This window comes from Stenotrophomonas sp. GD04054 (assembly GCF_029836955.1).
Classification (GTDB): domain Bacteria; phylum Pseudomonadota; class Gammaproteobacteria; order Xanthomonadales; family Xanthomonadaceae; genus Stenotrophomonas; species Stenotrophomonas maltophilia_A.
Window position 1 is genome coordinate 1 of sequence record NZ_JAOECR010000009.1, and the last position, 18,588, is coordinate 18,588.

Annotated in this window: 18 protein-coding genes and 1 tRNA gene; 11 read left to right on the forward strand and 8 right to left on the reverse strand. The window is 67.0% G+C overall.

Translation table 11 applies throughout. From position 1 onward, the window contains the following. On the reverse strand, positions 1-738 hold a 738-nt coding region (locus N7573_RS06645), incomplete at its 3' end, for a ferredoxin--NADP reductase (RefSeq protein WP_279943107.1). A gap of 84 nt (positions 739-822) precedes the next feature. On the opposite strand from N7573_RS06645, the gene N7573_RS06650 reads away from it, so the two are divergent. The 5 genes from N7573_RS06650 to N7573_RS06670 all read left to right on the forward strand — a co-directional run bounded on the left by N7573_RS06650 (position 823) and on the right by N7573_RS06670 (position 5,819). Further along, positions 823-1,791: an ABC transporter ATP-binding protein gene (locus tag N7573_RS06650; protein ID WP_279914013.1), complete on the forward strand. Its 969-nt coding sequence runs from the start codon at positions 823-825 to the stop codon at positions 1,789-1,791. Then, positions 1,788-2,579 (forward strand): ABC transporter permease, encoded by a 792-nt coding sequence (locus tag N7573_RS06655; protein ID WP_010482250.1) that lies wholly within the window; start codon positions 1,788-1,790, stop codon positions 2,577-2,579. Before N7573_RS06650 ends, N7573_RS06655 begins: the two co-directional genes overlap by 4 nt. 340 nt (positions 2,580-2,919) lie before the next feature. Next, complete coding sequence (locus N7573_RS06660) at positions 2,920-3,687, forward strand: hypothetical protein (protein ID WP_279913124.1); 768 nt, start codon at positions 2,920-2,922, stop codon at positions 3,685-3,687. A 306-nt stretch (positions 3,688-3,993) separates the two neighbouring features. After that, the gene (panE, locus tag N7573_RS06665) at positions 3,994-4,932 is read left to right on the forward strand and encodes a 2-dehydropantoate 2-reductase (protein ID WP_279913125.1); all 939 of its coding nucleotides are present in this window, start codon (positions 3,994-3,996) and stop codon (positions 4,930-4,932) included. Between the two features lie 50 nt (positions 4,933-4,982). Next, positions 4,983-5,819: an epimerase gene (locus N7573_RS06670; protein ID WP_279913135.1), complete on the forward strand. Its 837-nt coding sequence runs from the start codon at positions 4,983-4,985 to the stop codon at positions 5,817-5,819. Between the two features lie 91 nt (positions 5,820-5,910). Here N7573_RS06670 and N7573_RS06675 read toward each other — a convergent pair whose 3' ends face one another. Further along, positions 5,911-6,708: a TatD family hydrolase gene (locus tag N7573_RS06675; RefSeq protein WP_279913126.1), complete on the reverse strand. Its 798-nt coding sequence runs from the start codon at positions 6,706-6,708 to the stop codon at positions 5,911-5,913. Between the two features lie 67 nt (positions 6,709-6,775). Between N7573_RS06675 and hrpB the strand changes: the two genes are divergently transcribed. Together hrpB and N7573_RS06685 are read left to right on the forward strand one after the other, a co-directional pair. Further along, positions 6,776-9,280: an ATP-dependent helicase HrpB gene (gene hrpB / locus N7573_RS06680; protein WP_279913127.1), complete on the forward strand. Its 2,505-nt coding sequence runs from the start codon at positions 6,776-6,778 to the stop codon at positions 9,278-9,280. 135 nt (positions 9,281-9,415) lie between these two features. Then, positions 9,416-9,790, forward strand: a complete 375-nt coding sequence (locus tag N7573_RS06685; protein ID WP_019336760.1) for a hypothetical protein — start codon at positions 9,416-9,418, stop codon at positions 9,788-9,790. Between the two features lie 95 nt (positions 9,791-9,885). On the opposite strand, the gene N7573_RS06690 is transcribed toward N7573_RS06685, so the two are convergent. The 4 genes from N7573_RS06690 to N7573_RS06705 all read right to left on the reverse strand — a co-directional run bounded on the left by N7573_RS06690 (position 9,886) and on the right by N7573_RS06705 (position 12,267). After that, positions 9,886-10,425, reverse strand: coding sequence for a pseudouridine synthase (locus N7573_RS06690; RefSeq protein WP_049398657.1), 540 nt, complete (start codon positions 10,423-10,425; stop codon positions 9,886-9,888). A gap of 129 nt (positions 10,426-10,554) precedes the next feature. Continuing rightward, positions 10,555-10,806 carry a hypothetical protein gene (locus N7573_RS06695; RefSeq protein ID WP_223224685.1) on the reverse strand — a complete coding sequence of 84 codons (252 nt, stop codon included), beginning with the start codon at positions 10,804-10,806 and terminating at the stop codon, positions 10,555-10,557. A 135-nt stretch (positions 10,807-10,941) separates the two neighbouring features. Next, a complete protein-coding gene (locus N7573_RS06700) occupies positions 10,942-11,262 on the reverse strand; it encodes a hypothetical protein (protein WP_279913128.1) in 321 nt (106 codons plus the stop codon). A gap of 147 nt (positions 11,263-11,409) precedes the next feature. After that, the gene (locus N7573_RS06705) at positions 11,410-12,267 is read right to left on the reverse strand and encodes a class I SAM-dependent methyltransferase (protein ID WP_032129149.1); all 858 of its coding nucleotides are present in this window, start codon (positions 12,265-12,267) and stop codon (positions 11,410-11,412) included. Positions 12,268-12,436: 169 nt separating this feature from the next. Here N7573_RS06705 and N7573_RS06710 point away from each other — a divergent pair, with 169 nt between their 5' ends. The 4 genes from N7573_RS06710 to N7573_RS06725 all read left to right on the forward strand — a co-directional run bounded on the left by N7573_RS06710 (position 12,437) and on the right by N7573_RS06725 (position 16,907). Further along, positions 12,437-13,393, forward strand: coding sequence for an aldo/keto reductase (locus N7573_RS06710; RefSeq protein WP_279913129.1), 957 nt, complete (start codon positions 12,437-12,439; stop codon positions 13,391-13,393). 681 nt (positions 13,394-14,074) lie between these two features. Then, positions 14,075-14,148: transfer RNA gene (locus N7573_RS06715), tRNA-Thr, on the forward strand. A 357-nt stretch (positions 14,149-14,505) separates the two neighbouring features. Continuing rightward, positions 14,506-15,630 (forward strand): slipin family protein, encoded by a 1,125-nt coding sequence (locus N7573_RS06720; protein ID WP_049398660.1) that lies wholly within the window; start codon positions 14,506-14,508, stop codon positions 15,628-15,630. A gap of 56 nt (positions 15,631-15,686) precedes the next feature. Continuing rightward, entirely contained in the window at positions 15,687-16,907 is a 1,221-nt protein-coding gene (locus N7573_RS06725; protein ID WP_279913131.1) for an RtcB family protein, read from the forward strand. Positions 16,908-17,071: 164 nt separating this feature from the next. On the opposite strand, the gene N7573_RS06730 is transcribed toward N7573_RS06725, so the two are convergent. Together N7573_RS06730 and N7573_RS06735 are read right to left on the reverse strand one after the other, a co-directional pair. Next, positions 17,072-17,977, reverse strand: coding sequence for an NAD(P)/FAD-dependent oxidoreductase (locus tag N7573_RS06730; RefSeq protein ID WP_279913132.1), 906 nt, complete (start codon positions 17,975-17,977; stop codon positions 17,072-17,074). Then, positions 17,967-18,422: an Rrf2 family transcriptional regulator gene (locus N7573_RS06735; protein WP_279913133.1), complete on the reverse strand. Its 456-nt coding sequence runs from the start codon at positions 18,420-18,422 to the stop codon at positions 17,967-17,969. Before N7573_RS06735 ends, N7573_RS06730 begins: the two co-directional genes overlap by 11 nt. Positions 18,423-18,588: the final 166 nt, after the last annotated feature.

Below are 18,588 nucleotides of genomic sequence, written 5' to 3' on the forward strand. Positions count from 1 at the left end.
GACGTACTTCTCGCGGCGGATCTGCGGGTTGCCCAGGCCCGCGGCCTTCAGCAGTTCGGCACAGGCATCGACCATGTCCGGGTTGCCGCACAGATAGGCGATGTCGGTGGCCGGGTCCGGGGTGAAGCCGGCCAGCGCCTGCTGTACGTAGCCGTGCTGCACGTCCGGGTGCGGATCAGCCGGCAGTTCGCGCGACAGGCATGGAACATAGCGGAAGTTCGGGTGTTTTTCGGCGAAGCTGTAGAAATCTTCGCTGTACAGCAGCTCGCCCGGGCTGCGCGCGCCCTGCAGCAGCACGATCTGCACGCCGCGCTCGGCCATGGCCGTTTCCAGCAGCGGCAGCATCGAGCGGTACGGGGTAACGCCAGTACCGGTGGCGATCAGCAGGTAGCGTGCGTTGTGATCACCGGGATTCAGGCAGAACCGGCCATAGGGGCCGGACGCACTGATCTGGCCGCCCTGCTCCAGCGCCTCGAACAGGGCCGTGGCGGCGCCACCGGGGACGAAACTGACCGCGATATCCACCGCCTCGCCCGGGCCCAGCGCGTGGTCGTGGATGGTCGCCAGCGAGTAACTGCGCTTGGTTTCGGTGCCGTCGGCGTAGCTGAAATGGACCTGGATGAACTGGCCGGGCTGGAAATCCAGCGGCTGTCCATCGTCACGCACGAACTGGTAGTGGCCGACGGTCGGGGCCAGCATGCGGCAGCCGACCAGCTTGAGGGGGAATTGAACAGGCACGACTTTTCGGGACAGTGTGTAGCCGGGGCAAGCCCTCGGGGTCTTCTATAATAGCCCCTCCCCGCCCCTCTCCAGCGCCAGCCCATGGGCGCGAAGGCTTCGAGCTTGGCATCCCAGAACGATACGGCGCCCGCCCTGCGCGTGCGCGACCTGCGCAAGACCTATGACAACGGCACCCAGGCCCTGAAGGGGGTTTCCCTGGAAGTGGCCCCGGGCGACTTCTTCGCCCTGCTCGGCCCCAACGGTGCCGGCAAGTCCACCCTGATCGGCATCATCAGCTCCCTGGTCAACCTCAGCGAGGGCCAGGTGGAAGTGTTCGGCAGCGACCTGGTGCGCAACCGCAGCGCCACCATGCGCCTGATCGGGCTGGTGCCGCAGGAAATCAACTTCAACCTGTTCGAAAAGCCCTTCGACATCCTGGTGAACTACGCCGGTTTCTATGGCGTGCCGCGCGAGGAAGCCGAGCAGCGTGCCGAAGAGGAACTGAAGCGGGCGCACCTGTGGGAAAAGGCACAGGTGATGAGCCGTACGCTGTCCGGTGGCATGAAGCGCCGGCTGATGATCGCCCGCGCGATGATGACCCGCCCGCGCCTGCTGATCCTGGACGAGCCGACCGCCGGCGTGGACATCGAGATCCGCCGCGACATGTGGCGCGTGCTGAAGGAGATCAACGCCGCCGGCACCACGATCATCCTCACCACGCACTACCTGGAAGAAGCCGAGTACCTGTGCCGCCACCTGGCGATCATCAACCATGGCCAGATCGTCGAGCAGGGGCCGATGCGCACCCTGCTGGCCAAGCTGGACGTGGAAGGCTTCCTGCTGGACATCGACGGTGACCTGCCGGCGCAGCTGCCGGTGATCGAGGGCGCGACGCTGACCGCGCCGGACCCGCACACGCTGGACATCGACATGCCGCGCGCAATGGACCTCAACCGCGTGTTTGCCACGCTCAACGAGTCCGGTATCAGCGTGCGTTCGATGCGTACCAAGAGCAACCGCCTGGAGGAGCTGTTCGTGCGCCTCACCGGCAACCTGGAGAAGCCTGCATGAGCACCACCGAGCTGACCGACGGCCAGCGCAACCGCGTCGCACTGATGACCATCGTGCGCCGCGAAGTCGCCCGCATCATGCGCATCTGGGGCCAGACCCTGGTGCCGCCGGCGATCACCATGACCCTGTACTTCCTGATCTTCGGCAACCTGATCGGGTCGCGCGTGGGGGACATGGGCGGCTACACCTACATGCAGTTCATCGTGCCGGGCCTGGTGATGATGAGCGTGATCCAGAACAGCTACGGCAACATCAGCTCCTCGTTCTTCGGCGCCAAGTTCGGCCGCCACGTGGAAGAGCTGCTGGTCAGCCCGATGCCGAACTGGGTGATCCTGTGGGGCTACGTGGCCGGCGCGGTGCTGCGCGGGCTGATGGTGGGCGTGATCGTGCTGATCATCGCGATGTTCTTCACCCCGGTGCGCATCCCGCACCCGCTGGTGATGCTGACCACGGTGATCCTGGGTGCGACGATCTTCTCGCTGGCCGGTTTCATCAACGCGGTGTATGCGAAGAAGTTCGATGACGTGGCGATCGTGCCGACCTTCATCCTGACCCCGCTGACCTACCTGGGTGGCGTGTTCTATTCGGTGAAGCTGCTGCCGGGCTGGGCCGAGGCCGCCACGCACGCGAATCCGATCTTCTACATGGTCAATGCATTCCGCTATGGCCTGCTGGGCAGCAGCGATGTGCCGCTGCCGGTGGCCTACGGGCTGATGATCGGATTCGTGGTGGTGCTGACGGCGCTGGCGCTGTGGCTGCTGCGCCGTGGCGTGGGCATGCGCAGCTGAGGGGTGCCTGCAGGGCCTGCGGCCCTGCACCTGCAGTGGTAGTGCCGGCCGCTGGCCGGCAACAGCAACAGCCAAGGCGGAAGCATCACGAGTTGGGCGGGACGGTGTGGGGGTGCAGGACACGCCGTAAACCCGTCCGTGGGGGCTCGATGGCGCCATCCATGGCGCCAACGGTCCTGCACCCCCACACCGCCCCACCCCTGACAGTTTCCGGTCGCTGTTGGTAGGTGTCGACCTTGGTCGACACGGTAGATCCACGCCATGCGTGGATGAAGCGTTCCCTGTAGAGCCAAGCCGATGCTTGGCTATTTTCGTTTCGGATTACGGCTAGGCTGTAGCGATGAAGATCACTTCCATTCCGTTGGACAAGGCCGTGTCGGACGGTCCCATCGATGCGTTCAGCCGAGCGTTGCTGAGCGATTCGCCCATGCTGGATGAGGTGCTGGATTGCCTGGCCTCGCTGCACGTGGCTGATCCCCTTCATCGTTATCTGTGCACGCTCGACGAAGTCGGCCAGTGCCGCTACACCAGCATGCACGCGTCCGACGACGAGCGCATCGCGCTGTACGAGGACGAAGACCCGGCGACGCCGGAAGATGCGTTGGCGGCACGCGAGCGGTTGCTGGCGCACGTCGTCGCGCAGCTTGAGCATTCCACGTATCGGCTGCAGTGGACAGCGCTGGCGGGTACGTTGATGTGCAGCGACGAGGACATCGAGGCGCTGGTCGCTGCCAATGCGACACCTGATCTCATCATCGATGACGCGGTCTGCGTGCAGCAGGTGCCCGTGACCCGTGATGACCTGCTGATCGCCGCCCTGCCCAACGGCTACTTCAGCGCGGACTGGGACATCTTCCAGAACCACGCCCTGATCCGGCATCTGCAGGAGCGCTACGACTACCGTCTGTTCGGACTCGGCGCATCGTGGCTCGGTTTCCAGCGCGACCGCGCACCGTCGCCTGCAGAGGCGGGCGCGTTGGTCGCGGACCTTCAGCGCGTCTACGCTGCCGGAACGCACGACACCTGGTCACGACTGGCTGCAACGCTGGTCTCCCGCACCACCCTGCTGCTGGGCTACACCGAAGACTTCAGCGAACAGCTGCCCTGAGCACCGCTCTACACGAGCGAGCGCAGCGAGCGACCCGCTTCCGCCTTCGCTTCTGATCTGTTTTCCGTGGTGGCCGCACCCGGAACATGTCCGTGGCCGGGCGGGTGGGTTGCGCAGGGGCGTGAGCCGCATGGATGCGGCGACCGAGCTTACATGGATGTACTTGCAGCGTCCCCTGCGCGGCCTACCCGCCCGGCCAACCCCAATGAACAGTGCATTCCGCGAACCACCACGAGGGGCTCCGCCGTTGGCCGCAATCTCCGGCACAATCGCACTCCTGATTCCCCAGAAAACGGTGAACGTGCAATGCGCATCCTGATCCTCGGCGCCGGCGGTACCGGCGGTTACTTCGGCGGTCGCCTGGCTCAGGCTGGCGTGGACGTGACCTTCCTGGTGCGCCCCGCACGCGCCGCTCAGCTGGACCGCGATGGCCTGGTCATCCGCAGCCCGCTCGGCGACGCCAGCTTCCCGGTGCAGCACGTCACCGCTGATACGCTCCCGGCATTGGCCGCGCAGAAGCCGTTCGACCTGGTCATCCTCAGCTGCAAGGCCTACGACCTGGACAGCTCGATCGATGCCATCGCTCCGGCCGTGGGCGCGAACACCACCGTGCTGCCGATCCTCAACGGCCTGCATCACTACAACGCGCTGGACCTGCGCTTCGGCCGCGACGCTGTGCTCGGTGGCCTGTGCTTCATCAGTGCCACCAAGGCCCCCGACGGCGCCGTGCTGCACTTGGGCAAGCCGGCCAAGCTCACCTTCGGCGAGCGCGACGGCGGTGCCATCTCCGAACGCGTGCGTGCCTTCGCCGCCGCCTGCGCGCGGGCCAACCTCGATCACCTGGCCAGCGAGCACATTGGCCAGGAACAGTGGATCAAGTACACGTTCCTGACCGCGCTGGCCGCCGCGACCTGCCTGCTGCGCGCGGATATCGGCAGCATCGTCGCCACCGATGATGGCGAGGCGATCGTGCGTGGCCTGTACGACGAATGCCTGGCCGTGGCCGAAGCTGCCGGTGAGCCGATTCCCGATGCTGCGCAGGACACCGCACGCGGCACCCTCACCCAGGCCGGCTCGGCACTGAAGGCGTCGATGCTGCGGGATCTGGAAGCCGGCCAGCAGGTGGAGGCAGAACAGATCGTCGGCGACATGCTTGCGCGCGCGCGCAAGGCCGACCAGGAAGCTTTGCTGCTGCAGGTCGCCTACAGCAGCCTGCAGGCCTACCAGGCGCTGCGCAGCGCGTGAGCGCCGCGTTGCAGACCAACGCGCTGCCGGCGCGGGTGCTGATCCTCGGCATGGGCTGGAGCGGGTGCGTGCTGGCCACGTATCTGCGGGCGTTGGGCGTACACGTGGCCGGCACGGTGCGCGACCCGGCGTCGGCACCGCACGATGGCCTGCCGCGCCATCAGCTGCGAGCTGACACGCCACCTTCCCCCGCCCTGCTCGATGAGATCGCGCAGGCCGAGGCCGTGCTGTGCAGCGTGCCGCCCGATGCCGAGGGTGACCCGGCACTGCGTCTGCTGCTGCCGGCACTGCAGGAAAGTCCAGCACTTCACTGGGTGGGCTATCTGTCATCCACGTCGGTCTATGCCGATCGGGCCGGCGGCTGGATCAACGCAACCAGCGTGGCCGATGCCACTGAAACGACCGGCATGCAACGCAGACGCGCCGAGGACCAGTGGCGTGCGCTGGCGGAGCAGCGCGGTATCGCCTCGGCGGTATTCCGCCTGCCCGGCCTGTACGGACCGGGGCGCAATGCGCTGTTGCAGCTGGCGCAGGGACGTGCGCGCCACGTAGTGCGTCCAGGGTTGGTGTTCAACCGCCTGCACGTGGATGACCTGGCAACGGTCGTTATCGCATCGATGCAGCGGCCGTGCGTGGATGGGCTGTATCTGCCAGCCGATGACGAGCCGGCACCATCGCAGGAGGTACTGGCCTTCGCCGCGCAGCTGGGCGGCTTTGCGATGCCACCTGCCATGCCCTGGGACGATCCGGCGCTGAGCCAGACGCTGCAGCGCTTCTACGAGAGCAACAAGCGCATCGACAGCACCGGTACGCGCGAGGCGCTAGGCTGGGAGCCGCGGTTTCCGACGTATCGGGAAGGGCTGCGCGGGCTGCTGGAAGCACTCTGACCCGCTTGTAGAGTCGAGCTTGCTCGACTGCCGTGCAGAAGCAGTCGAGCAAGCTCGACTCTACGACGCAGGGTCGCCGCGACGAAGGGAATCAACCCGCGTCGGGCAGGCGGAAGAACGCACGCGTCGCGGCAGTTGCATTCGCGGCGGTCACCGCCACGTCTTCACCACGGTCACGCGCCAGTTTTTCCACGATGTGCGAGAGGAACATCGGTTCGTTGCGGCGGTCCTTCGGCATCGGCTTCAGCGTGCGCGGCAGCAGGTACGGTGCGTCGGTCTCGATCATCAGGCGGTTGGCCGGAATGTTCTTCACCAGCTCACGCAGGTGCGCGCCACGGCGCTCGTCGCACAGCCAGCCGGTGATGCCGATGTACCAGTCCTGGTCCAGGTAGTCGAACAGCTCGTCACGCTCACCGGTGAAGCAATGCACCACCGCCGGGCCGATGCGACCTTCGAAGTTCTTCATCTGTGCCATGAAATCGGCATGCGCGTCGCGCTGGTGCAGGAACAGCGGCTTGCCGTTGTCTGCGGCCAGCTGCAGCTGGCGTTCGAACGCGCGGTGCTGGGCCGGGCGCGGCGAGAAGTCACGGAAGTAGTCCAGTCCGCACTCGCCCACTGCTACCACTTCCGGGTGCGCATGCAACGCGCGCATCTCGGCATCGCATTCCTCGGTGTACTCCACCGCATGATGCGGGTGCACGCCGGCGGTGGCATACAGGAAGCCCGGGTGCTGCTGCGCCAGCTGCAGGGCCAGTGGCGAGTGCTCGCGGCTGGCACCGGTGATGACCATCTGCACCACGCCGGCCTGCCGTGCGCGGTCCAGCACGGCATCGCGGTCACGGTCGAAGGAGTCGTGGGTCAGGTTGGCGCCGATATCGATCAGGTGCATGGTCATCGCGGGGGAAAAGTGCCCGCGCATTGTACCTGCGGCTGCCGTGGCCCTTTATCCTTTGCACATGAACGCCCCGCTCTTCCCGATTTCCCCGCTGTTGCCGCAGATCCAGCAGCACCTGGCCGTGCAGCCACGGCTGGTGCTGGAAGCCCCGCCCGGCGCCGGCAAGACCACCCAGGTACCACTGGCCCTGCTCGAAGCACCATGGCTGCAAGGCCGGAAAATCATCCTGCTGGAGCCGCGCCGGGTCGCCGCACGCAGCGCCGCGCTGTTCATGGCACGACAGCTGGGCGAAGAGGTCGGCGGCACGGTCGGCTACCGCATCCGCTTCGAGAACAAGGTCTCGGCACGCACCCGCATTGAAGTCGTCACCGAAGGCATCCTGACCCGCATGCTGCAGGACGACCCGATGCTGGAAGAATTCGGTGCGATCCTGTTCGACGAATTCCACGAGCGCCATCTCAGCGGTGACCTCGGCCTGGCGCTGGCGCTGGACGTGCAGGCGCAGCTGCGCGATGACCTGCGCCTGGTAGTGATGTCGGCCACGCTGGATGGCGAGCGCCTGGCACGCTTCCTCGATGCGCCGCGGCTGAGCAGCGAGGGCCGCAGCTACCCGGTGGCGGTCAGCCATTTCCCGGCGCGCCGCGATGAGACGCTGGAACTGCAGGTGCGCCGCGCGGTGCAGCAGGCCCTGGCCGATCACCCCGGTGACCTGCTGGTGTTCCTGCCCGGCCAGCGCGAGATCGCGCGGGTGCAGGCTGGCCTGCAGGAATCGCTGGATGCCGGCGTCGAAGTACTGGCCCTGCACGGGGAGCTGCCGGTGGAACAGCAAGCGCGCGTGCTGCAGGCCGCCAGCGATGGCCGCCGCCGCGTGGTGCTGGCCACCAACGTCGCCGAGTCCTCGGTGACCCTGCCCGGCGTGCGCGTGGTGATCGACAGCGGCCAGGCACGCGAACCGCGCTACGACCCCAACAGCGGCTTCACCCGGCTGGACGTGGTGTCCATCGCCCAGGCGTCGGCCGACCAGCGCGCCGGTCGCGCCGGTCGCGTGGCCGAAGGCGTGGCCTGGCGGCTGTGGCCGCAGTCGCAGCGATTGGAGCCGCAGCGCCGCGCCGAGATCGACCAGGTGGAACTGGCCGGACTGGCACTGGAACTGGCCGCTTGGGGCAGCAGCGACCTGCGCTTCCTCGATCCGCCACCGGCCGGCCCGATGGGTGCCGCCCGCGAACTGCTCCAGCGGCTCGGCGCGCTGTCCAGCAGCGGTGCGATCACCGCACTTGGCCGCCGTGTGCTGGCGCTGGGCACGCATCCGCGGATGGCGGCGATGCTGCTGGCCGCGCCCGATGCCCGCGCACAGGCGCTGGCCGCCGATCTGGCCGCCCTGCTGGAGGCGCGCGATCCGTTGCGCCAGGGCGGTGATGCGCTGGCCGCGCGTTGGCGTGCGCTGGCGGCATTCCGCAATGGCCGCGCACCGGGCGACGCCAACCGCAGCGGCCTGGCCGCGATCGATGCCGCCGCCAAGCAGTGGCGTCGCCGCCTGCGCTGCGAGGCCGCACCACCGGCCAGCATCGAAGCGCACGAGCTGGGTGACCTGCTCGCACACGCCTTCCCCGACCGCATCGGTGTCCAGCACCCCAGCGACCCACTGCGCTACCTGCTGGCCAACGGTCGCAGCGCACGCCTGCACGAGCTGAGCGACCTGCGTGGCGAACCGTGGCTGGTGGCCAGCGAGCTTCGCTTTGAGGCACGCGATGCGCTGCTGCTGCGTGCCGCACCGGTGGATGAAGGCCAGCTGCGCAAGGCCTGGCCGGAGCGCTTCGTCACAGAAGACGTGGTGCGCTGGGACAGCGAGCGCCGCGCCCTGGTGGCACTGCGCGAGACCCGTTTCGACCGCATCGTGCTGGACAGCCGCTCGGCCGGCCGGGTTGATCCGCAGCACGCCGCACAGGCGCTGACCGACGCGGTGGCCGAACTCGGCCTGCAGGCGCTGCCGTGGACCGAAGGCCTGCGCCAATGGCAGGCACGGGTGGAATCGCTGCGGCGCTGGATGCCCGAACTCGGCCTGCCCGACTGCAGCGACGACGCCCTGCTGGCCACGCGTGCGCAATGGCTGCAGCCCGCGTTCGCCGGCAAGAGCCGCCTGGATGCGCTGGACGAGTCCAGCTTCGGCGAAGCGCTGAAGTCGCCCCTGGAGTGGTCACAACGGCAGCTCGTCGAACGCCATGCACCCACCCGCATCACCGTGCCCTCCGGGCTCGAGCGGCCGATCACCTACGCGCTGGACAGCGAGAGCGGCGAACCGCTGCCGCCGGTGCTGGCGGTGAAGCTGCAGGAACTGTTCGGCCTGGCTGACACCCCGCGCATCGCCGACGGCCGCGTGCCCCTGACCCTGCACCTGCTCTCGCCCGGTGGCCGCCCACTGCAGGTCACCCAGGACCTACGCAACTTCTGGGAAAACACCTACGCTGAAGTGAAAAAGGAAATGAAGGGCCGTTACCCGCGCCATCCGTGGCCGGATGACCCGTGGACGGCGACGGCCACCCATCGGGCCAAGCCGCGCGGGACCTGACCGGTGGGGCTGGCTGCGGACCCTGCCTGATCCTGAATGGCTGCGGTAAAGTCACGCCACGTGTGACCTCGACTGACATACCGTTTACGGGCAACACGCGACACTGGACTTCGACCCGAGGCAAAGGACCCCCGCATGAGCAAGCTGACCGTAATCACCGACCGCGCTCTGGAGCGCGCCCTGGAGCTGGCCCACACCGCCGGCGATGGCCTGAAGAGCGCCGGTGGCAGCCTGCGCAATGCGGACTGGATCAAGACCGGCGCCGCCATCGGCGCAGTGAAGACCGGCGGCAAGGCCGCAACCAAGTTCGTGCGCCGCAATCCGGCAGTGGCCGTGGCCGCCGCTGCGGTCGGTGTAGGCCTGCTCGGCTACGCGCTGTACCGCAAGCAGCAGAAGAAGAAGGCAGCCAATGGCCACGTGGTGAATGGCCAGGCGCAGCGCATCAACGCACGTGACCGCCGCAACGACACCGTGGTGGACGAGCACAGCGATATCGGCAGCGACGCCTGAGCCTGCCGGGGTCGGATCCTTTCCACAGGAAGGGCGCTGACCCCCAAGGCACTACATGAGGGCCGGACACCGGAAGGTATCCGGCCCTTTCTGCATCAACCGATCTGCAGCCACTGTCCCGGCTGCAGGTCGTCCAGCCGGTAAGGCCCCATCGACACGCGGACCAGCCGCAGCGTCGGCAGGTTCACCGCCGCGGTCATCCGCCGCACCTGCCGGTTGCGGCCTTCCCGGATCGTGATCGCCAACCAGCTGTCAGGCACGGTCTTGCGGAAGCGCACCGGCGGATCGCGTGTCCACAGCGACGGCGCCGGATCGAGGCGCTCGATCTTCGCCGGCAGGGTCGGCCCGTCATTGAGCACCACGCCGTCGCGCAGCTGTTGCAGCTGTTCGTCGCTGGGCATGCCTTCCACCTGCACCCAGTAGGTCTTGTCAGCCTTGTGCTTCGGGTCGGTCAGCTTGTGCGCCAGCGTACCGTTGTCGGTCAGCAGCAGCAGGCCTTCGCTGTCATGGTCCAGGCGACCGGCGGCATACACGCGCGGCGGCAGGCCGAACCCGGCCAGGGTCGGCCGCGGCGGCACGCTGCGGTCGGTGAACTGGCAGAGCACGTTGAAGGGCTTGTTGAAGGCGATCAGCATTGCGGGCACGGCAGTCGGCGGGTGGGGCATTGTCCCATGCCGCGTGCGGCGGCTCGAAAGGTGCCGGTCAAGTCGGCCGGCATAGCCCATGCCCGGCTGCGCTTTCCTGCGAGCACGAACACGAAGGGCTCAGCCGAATACCTTCCACTGCAGCAGGAACGACCCCAGCACCAACACGAAACCGCATGCCGTGACGACATTGGCCCGGCGACGCAGCGCCGCGGGTGGCGGACAGGTCATGCGGGCGCGTTCGTCCAGCACCCCGCCAAAGAACAGCACCGCAAAACCCGTCGCTCCCAGCAGGTCGTAAGCATGCCCACCGTGGTACACAAAGTCATACAGCCGCGGCAGCACCAGCACCGCGATGACGATATACAGCACCTTCTTCAACGGTCCATGTCCTTGAATTCGATTGGACTCCGGCGCATGGCCGGACCTGGGGCCAGCCATACGTTGCGCTGCGCGCGGTGAGCGTGGTTGCGGCTGCGCTTTCCTGCCGCCCCAATCTCGGCCGGCTCAGCCGAAAACCTTCCATTCCAGCAGGAACGAGCCCAGCACCAGTGCGATGCCGCACGCGGCGATGACATTGGCCCGCCGCCGCAGGCCTGCGGCCGGCGGGTCGGCCTTGCGCGAACGTTCCTCCAGAAGGGCACCCGCGAACAGCACGGCAAACCCTACCGTCGCCATCAGATCGTGGGCATGACCACCGTAGAACACAAAATCGATCAACCGCCCCAGCACCAGCACCGCGACAGCGATGTAAAAGATCTTCTTCAACAATTCATGTCCTTGCATACGATCGAATTCCGGCGCATGGCCGGTCTTGGGACCAGCCATGCGCCGCGCTACGCGGGATGAGCCGAGCAGGGACGATGCCGGCCGTCCTGACCGGCACCCTTCGGGCCGTCGCACGCGACGTTGGCAGCGGCTCCTGCCGCTGCCTTCGGCTCTACAGAGACAACATGCGCCAGCCCGGCACCCCTCTTACGGCTTGATGAAGCGCAGGGTCATGCGGTCGCTTTCGCCGATCGCCTGGTACTTCGCATCATCGGCCTTGTCGTGCTGGTTGGTCGGCGGCAGCGTCCACACGCCGTTCGGGTGGTCCTTGGTGTCCCGCGGGTTGGCATTGACCTCGCTGCGCGCGTCCAGCTTGAAGCCGGCGGCCTCGGCCATCGCGATCACCTGCTGCTGGCCGACATAGCCGGTGTCATCGTCGTCGGCCACGTCGGCCTTGGCGCGATGCTCGACCACGCCCAGTACGCCGCCCGGCTTGAGCACGTTGAAGAAGCCCTGGAACATGCCCTGTGCCTGGCCGGCCTTGCGCCAGTTGTGCACGTTGCGGAAGGTCAGCACCACGTCGGCTGAACCGGCCGGGCCGAACACCGGCTTGGCCGGATCGTAGGCGACCACGGCGGTCTTGCCGAACTGTGCCGGCGCACCGGCGTACTTCTTTTCCAGGCTGTCGCGGCTGCGCTGCTGGTAGTCACGGCCGCGGCCCTCGGGCACCGCCATCGGGTCGACCACGGCGGCAACATAGTGGCCCTTGTCCTGCAGCAGCGGCGCCAGGATTTCCGAGTACCAGCCGTTGCCGGGGGTGATCTCGATGACGGTCTTTTCCGGCGTCACCTTGAAGAACGACAGCGTCTGCGCCGGATGACGGAAGCCATCGCGCTTGACGTTGTTGGCATCACGGGTCGACGCCTTCACCGCCGCATCGATGGCCGGTGACACCTGGATCTTCGCCGGTGCCACCGTGGCCGGTGCGGCGAACGCAGGAACAGCGGCAAGCAGGGCCGAAGCAAGCAGCAGGCGGCAACCACGCAGGGACGAAGCAGGCATCATCGGAGCGACTCCAGCGGAAGATGCGGCGAGACTAGCAGCCGCGGCGTCCCAGGTGTTCACAAAACGTTAGCTGCGTGCGTATCGCGGAACACTGTTTTGTGGTCACCGCCGCAGCACGGTCACACAACGCGTTTTATTCTGGAGCACTTCCCCCAAGGAGTCCGTGCCCATGACGGCAACCCGCGAACTGGGCCGTTCCGGCCTGCATGTACGTCCGCTCGCCTTCGGTGGCAACGTGTTCGGCTGGAGCGCCGATGAGAAGGCCAGCTTCGCCCTGCTCGATGCCTTCGTCGATGCCGGCTTCAACCTGGTCGACACCGCCGATGTGTATTCGGCCTGGGTGCCGGGCAATGCCGGCGGCGAATCGGAAACGCTGATCGGCAAGTGGTTCGCCCGCAGCGGCAAGCGCGACAAGGTGGTGCTGGCAACCAAGGTGGCCAAGTGGGCCGAACGCCCCGGCCTGACCCCGGACAACATCAATGCCGCGGTGGAAGATTCGCTGCGCCGCCTGCAGACCGACGTGATCGATCTGTACCAGGCCCATGAAGACGATGAATCCACGCCGCTGGAAGCGACGCTGGCCGCGTTCGGGCGCCTGATCGAAGCCGGCAAGGTGCGTGCGATCGGTGCGTCCAACTACAGCGCCACGCGCCTGGCCGATGCGCTGAAGGTATCCACCGACTACAAACTGCCACGCTACGAAACCCTGCAGCCGGAGTACAACCTGTATGACCGCGCCGGCTACGAAAAGGAACTGGAACCGCTGGTGCAGCGCGAACAGATCGGGGTGATCGGCTACTACGCGCTGGCCAGTGGCTTCCTCAGCGGCAAATACCGCACGCCGGCCGATGCGGCCAAGAGCCCGGCGCGTGGCGAGAACGTGGTGAAGCGCTATCTGAATCCGCGTGGCCTGCGCATCCTGCAGGCGCTGGATGACGTGGCCAGCAAGCACAGCGCCAGTGCCGCGCAGATCGCACTGGCATGGCAGATCGCACGGCCGTCAATCACCGCGCCGATCGTCAGCGCCACCAGCGTCGAGCAGCTGCACGATCTGTTGGCCGCAGCCAACGTGTCGCTGAGCGTGCAGGATGTCGCGCAGCTGGATGCCGCCAGCGCGGAAGCCTGAGACCCGGTAGTGCCGGCCGCTGGCCGGCATTGCACAGTCCGGTAGTGCCGGCCGCTGGCCGGCATTGCGCGGTAAAGAAGAAAATAATTGAACAAAATGGTTGCGCGCGAGTAAATCGTGGTTTATCGTGCGCACCTCGTTTCAACAACCACTGGAAACTTCCCTTGAACGCGCATTCCGTCGCCATCGCCAAACTGCTGCCATGCCTGCGCATGGACGTGCTGGCGCGCGCGTTCGGCAAGGAAGACCAGCTGACAACGGCCTGATACCCGCCCTGCGGAGATCGGCCACCCCGATCTCCGAGGCTTGACGACGCCCTCGGAACGCAAGTCCCGGGGGCGTTTTCGTTTGCGTCGGCACAAGGACCCGCGATGCCAGAACTGCACCCCGCGCGGCAACCCGCCGCTTACTAACCCAGGCTTTTTCGCCCCGCCTAAGGATTTACTTCGCGCGATTGGCGACACCTGGACATTATCTGCATCGCACCCAAACATTATCGCTCGCGATAATGTCGGTGGCCTGCACCCTCGATTCTCCAACGGTCCCGTTTCCACCACGGGCTGGTGCGCGCGGCGTTGCCGTGGCGTATGCCGGAGGTCGCGGACATGCCATCGCCTGGATCGCCTGCTGGAAGCAGGCGCCGGTTCGCCGGTACGCGGTTCGATTCCGCGCGATCCCCAACTGGATAGCTCAGCTTGGTCAGAGCAACGGATCCGTAATCCGTCTGTCGTGGGTTCGATTCCCACTCCAAACCACATGACCTGTCACGTCATGACTTGAAGCAACACCCGGGGCGCAAGCCCCAGCGGCCATCGTCGCCGTCCACAGACAACGCCTTCGGGCAGGAACGTGGAAGGCAACGGACCGCACGCCGGGCCCCGGCCCGCCGCCACTGCCAGCCACGTTCCGCACCGGTGCTGCCTGCCGGGAACGACGATGGCAGCAGTGCCGGTGCACCGAAGGCTCCGCGCGCGGACCGTCCGCCGATGGCCGCCCTCTTCCGCTGCCTGCACGTGGTGTGCAGGCGGCCTCGCCACGACCTGATCGACCCGGGTCATGGCGATTCATTCCCATCGGGTCGAACCACCAGAGCCATACAAGGAGAGACTCCCATGTTCTGGACCATCAAGGTCGTGATCGGCGACGGCGAGCGCGGCCTGGTGTATCGCAACCGTCGTTTCCAGCAGATCCTGCTGCCGGGCGTGCACCGCCTGTCGCCGTTCGGCGGCCGCCCGCACGTGGACATCCACACCGCATCGAAGGGCGCGGCCTATACCGGCAGCGACCAGGACAGCCTGATCGAAGCGCTGGGCACCGAGCTGGACACGCACTTCGTGCTGGCCAACGTCGGCGCCAGCGAGGTCGGCCTGTTGCTGCGCAACGGCCGCATCGATGAAGTCCTGCCGCCGGGCAGCCGCCGTCTGTACTGGCGGGGTTCGGTCGACACCCAGGTGCGCGTGATGGCGCTGGGTGACGAGCCGCGCATTCCGGCGGACGTGCAGCAGCGCCTGGGCCAGTTGGGCGTGCTGCCGCGTGTGGCGGTGATCAGCACCGTGCCAAGCGAGTCGGTCGGCCTGCTGTTCATCGATGGCACGCTGCGACAGACGCTGGACGCCGGCCTGCACGCGTTCTGGAACTTCAACGGCAACGTGTCGGTGGAGCGTGTGGAGCTGCGTGCGCGTTCGCTGGACGTGTCCGGCCAGGAACTGCTCAGCCGCGACAAGGTGACCCTGCGGGTGAACCTGGCCGCGACCGTGCAGGTGGTCGACCCGGTGCGTGCACACCGCACGCTCAGCAATGCCGACGAGTTCGTCTACCGGCAGCTGCAGTTCGGCCTGCGCCAGGCGATTGCCGCGCGCAGCCTGGACGAGCTGCTGGGTGACAAGGCGGCACTGGACGGCGAGATCGCCGCGCATGTGCAGGCGGCGATCGAGGGCCACGGCGTGCGGCTGCTCGGCGTGGGCATCAAGGACGTGATCCTGCCGGGTGAGATGAAGGAGATCCTCAACGGTGTGGTGCTGGCCGAGAAGCAGGCCCAGGCCAGCGTGATCCGCCGTCGCGAGGAGGCCAACGCCACGCGTTCGCAGCTCAACACCGCAAAGCTGATCGAGGACAACCCGGTGCTGATGCGCTTGAAGGAGCTGGAGGCACTGGAGAAGGTCACCGAGAAGATCGACAAGCTCACCGTGTTCGGCGGCCTGGATGGCGTGCTGAAGCAGCTGGTGACGATCAGGTAGGGGGTCGCGGCGGCGCAGGGACGCGCCGCCGGCCCATCAAGGACAAACACGAAGACATGGACACTCAACACAACTATCAATGGCTGCACGCCGAGGGCACCACGCCGATCAAGGGCTGGGTCAACGGTGTGCCGCTGGAAGCGCAGGCGCATGAGCAGCTGCGCAACATCGCCGCGATCCCGTTCGTCGGGCCGTGGGTGGCGGTGATGCCGGACGTGCACCTGGGCAAGGGCGCGACCGTGGGCTCGGTGATCCCGACCCGCGGTGCGATCATCCCGGCGGCGGTCGGCGTCGACATCGGCTGCGGCATGGCCGCCGTGCGCACCACGCTGCGTGCCAACGACCTGCCCGATGACCTGCGGCAGCTGCGCAACAGCATCGAGCGCAGCATCCCGGTCGGCAACGGACGCGGCGGCGAGCACCACCGCATGCCCGACAGCATCCACACGCGGCTGGTGCAGTCCGGGCTGGCCGCCGGTCTAGAGAAAATCAAGGACAAGCACCGCAGAATCCGCACCGACAAGCTGGACCGCCAGCTGGGTACGCTGGGCGGCGGCAACCACTTCATCGAACTGTGCCTGGACGAGACGGACACGGTGTGGGTGATGCTGCACAGCGGATCGCGCGGCACCGGCAACCTGATCGGCACCTACTTCATCGAGAAGGCGCGCGAGGAGCTGGCCCGGCGCGTGCTCGGCTTCCATCTGCCGGACAAGGACCTGGCGTTCTTCATGGAGGGCGAGCCGCTGTTCGATGACTACGTCGAGGCGGTGTCGTGGGCGCAGGACTATGCCCGGCAGAACCGCGAGGCAATGATGTCGCGGGTGCTGGCCGAGATGCGCCACCGGCTGTCGAAGTTCCAGCTGGCGGCGATGGCGGTGAACTGCCACCACAACTACGTGCAGAAGGAGACGCACCACGGCCAGGAGCTGCTCGTTACGCGCAAGGGTGCAGTGAGTGCCCGCGAGGGCGAGCTGGGCATCATTCCCGGCAGCATGGGCACGCGCAGCTACATCGTGCGTGGCAAGGGCAACGCGGACAGCTTCCACAGCTGCAGCCACGGTGCCGGCCGGGTAATGAGCCGTGGCGCTGCGCGCCAGCAGATCACGCTGGCCCAGCACCGCGAGGCCACCGCGCACGTGGAATGCCGCAAGGACAGCGGCGTGCTGGACGAGTCGCCGGCCGCGTACAAGTCGATCGACGATGTGATGGCCGCGCAGCTGGACCTGGTCGACGTGGTGCACACGCTGCGGCAGGTGCTGTGCGTGAAGGGATGATGGAACGGTGCCGGCCTCGGCCGGCACCTGCTCGACGGGCACGGGCGAATGGATGCCCGGGATCCGTAGAGTCGAGCTTGCTCGACTGCTCTTCCACGCCATGCGTGGATGAAACGGCGCCGACCAAGGTCGGCATCTACCAGAGCAGCACGTCGCGTCGGGGGTCAGCGCGGCGCGCTGTCCTCGGCCACCAGCGCATGATGCACGCCGATCCCCGCACGCACGCCCTCGGCGGTGGCCAGGGTGATGTTGCCGACCGTGGTCGCATCGCCTGCGGCGTACACGTTCGGCACCGAGGTCTGCTTCATCATGTCGACCTCGATCAGCACCCCCAGCGGGCTCTCGACCAAGGTGCACCCCAGCTGCTGCACCAGCGGCGTGGCCATCGCCTGGGTGGCCGGCACGAACAGCGCACGCTGTGCGATGCGGCGGCCATCGGCCAGCTCCACTTCCAGCCAGGTCGGCTGGTCGCCCTGCACACCCAGCACGGGTGACGTCTCGATGCGCACGCCACGCTGCTGCATGGCGGCGCGTTCCTCATCGGTGATCTCCAGACCCATGCTGAAGAACGTGACATTGCCCCAGTCGGCGAACAGCGGCGCCTTGCTGGCGGACATCGGATGGCCGCCGAGCAGGCCGATGGCACCACCACCGACTTCATAGCCGTGGCAGTAGGGGCAGTGCAGCACGGTGCTGCCCCAGCGCTCGACCAGTCCGGGCAGTTCCGGCAGCTGGTCGGCGATGCCGCTGGCCAGCAGCAGCTTGCGCGCGGCCAGCACCTGGCCATCGGCGGTACGCACTTCCACACCTTCGGCGGTGGTGCGGGCGTGCTCCACTTCGGCATGCACCCAACGCACCGTGGGGTAGTCCAGCAGCTGCTGACGCGCGGTCTTCAGCAGCTCGGCGCCGCTGATGCCATCCAGCCCCAGCACCCCGTGCGAATGACTGGCGAAGCGATTGCGCGGTGAACCGGCATCGATGACGGTGACCGGGCGACGGGCACGGGCCAGGATCAGGCCGGCGGCAATGCCGGCGTAGCTGCCGCCGACGATGAGCACATCAGGATTCATGGTGACCTTCCAGGGAACGGTGATGGGCAAGATGGCGGGCGAAGTCGGCGCCGAGCTGGTCCAGCGTGGTCGCCTGCAGGCGCTGCTCAAGCAGCCGCTGCGCCTCGCGCGCGCCTTCGAGCAGGGCGCTGTTGACCAGCTGCTGGATCGGGCAGCCACCGCCGGAATCGCGAGCGCCGACCTGCACCAGCGGCGGTGCTCCCACCGCCAGATAGATGTCATGCAGGGTGATCGCCGCGGCGTCGCGGGCCAGCACGCTGCCGCCGCCGTGACCACGGGTGCTGCGCACCAGGCCGGCCTTGTGCAGCTGTGCCAGCAGACGACGGATCACCACCGGATGGGTCGGCAGGCAGGACGCCAGCTGTTCGGACGTGCGCGGGGCGGTAGGGCCGACCAGGTGCGCCATCACGTGCAGGGCGTCGGAGAGGGGGTTCGCGGATTTCATGTAACAACATTAGTTACATTTAATTCCTCTGTCGAGGGTCTGCTTTCGTTCCATATGGACACATCTGTCCTATGAAACATCTCCTTCACATCACTAAACGAAACGCGAATGTGATCAACATCCCACTTCAGGGCGTGCGCAGCGGGTCGATACCGCAGTGCCCCTT

What these genes read in the sequence shown, in the direction of transcription:
- N7573_RS06650 (WP_279914013.1), top strand. Translation starts at nt 823, where the DNA reads ATGGGCGCGAAGGCTTCGAGCTTGGCATCCCAGAACGATACGGCGCCC.
- N7573_RS06655 (WP_010482250.1), top strand. Translation starts at nt 1,788, where the DNA reads ATGAGCACCACCGAGCTGACCGACGGCCAGCGCAACCGCGTCGCACTG.
- N7573_RS06660 (WP_279913124.1), top strand. Translation starts at nt 2,920, where the DNA reads ATGAAGATCACTTCCATTCCGTTGGACAAGGCCGTGTCGGACGGTCCC.
- panE (WP_279913125.1), top strand. Translation starts at nt 3,994, where the DNA reads ATGCGCATCCTGATCCTCGGCGCCGGCGGTACCGGCGGTTACTTCGGC.
- N7573_RS06670 (WP_279913135.1), top strand. Translation starts at nt 4,983, where the DNA reads ATGGGCTGGAGCGGGTGCGTGCTGGCCACGTATCTGCGGGCGTTGGGC.
- N7573_RS06675 (WP_279913126.1), bottom strand. Translation starts at nt 6,708, where the DNA reads ATGCACCTGATCGATATCGGCGCCAACCTGACCCACGACTCCTTCGAC.
- hrpB (WP_279913127.1), top strand. Translation starts at nt 6,776, where the DNA reads ATGAACGCCCCGCTCTTCCCGATTTCCCCGCTGTTGCCGCAGATCCAG.
- N7573_RS06685 (WP_019336760.1), top strand. Translation starts at nt 9,416, where the DNA reads ATGAGCAAGCTGACCGTAATCACCGACCGCGCTCTGGAGCGCGCCCTG.
- N7573_RS06690 (WP_049398657.1), bottom strand. Translation starts at nt 10,425, where the DNA reads ATGCTGATCGCCTTCAACAAGCCCTTCAACGTGCTCTGCCAGTTCACC.
- N7573_RS06700 (WP_279913128.1), bottom strand. Translation starts at nt 11,262, where the DNA reads ATGGCTGGTCCCAAGACCGGCCATGCGCCGGAATTCGATCGTATGCAA.
- N7573_RS06705 (WP_032129149.1), bottom strand. Translation starts at nt 12,267, where the DNA reads ATGATGCCTGCTTCGTCCCTGCGTGGTTGCCGCCTGCTGCTTGCTTCG.
- N7573_RS06710 (WP_279913129.1), top strand. Translation starts at nt 12,437, where the DNA reads ATGACGGCAACCCGCGAACTGGGCCGTTCCGGCCTGCATGTACGTCCG.
- N7573_RS06720 (WP_049398660.1), top strand. Translation starts at nt 14,506, where the DNA reads ATGTTCTGGACCATCAAGGTCGTGATCGGCGACGGCGAGCGCGGCCTG.
- N7573_RS06725 (WP_279913131.1), top strand. Translation starts at nt 15,687, where the DNA reads ATGGACACTCAACACAACTATCAATGGCTGCACGCCGAGGGCACCACG.
- N7573_RS06730 (WP_279913132.1), bottom strand. Translation starts at nt 17,977, where the DNA reads ATGAATCCTGATGTGCTCATCGTCGGCGGCAGCTACGCCGGCATTGCC.
- N7573_RS06735 (WP_279913133.1), bottom strand. Translation starts at nt 18,422, where the DNA reads ATGAAATCCGCGAACCCCCTCTCCGACGCCCTGCACGTGATGGCGCAC.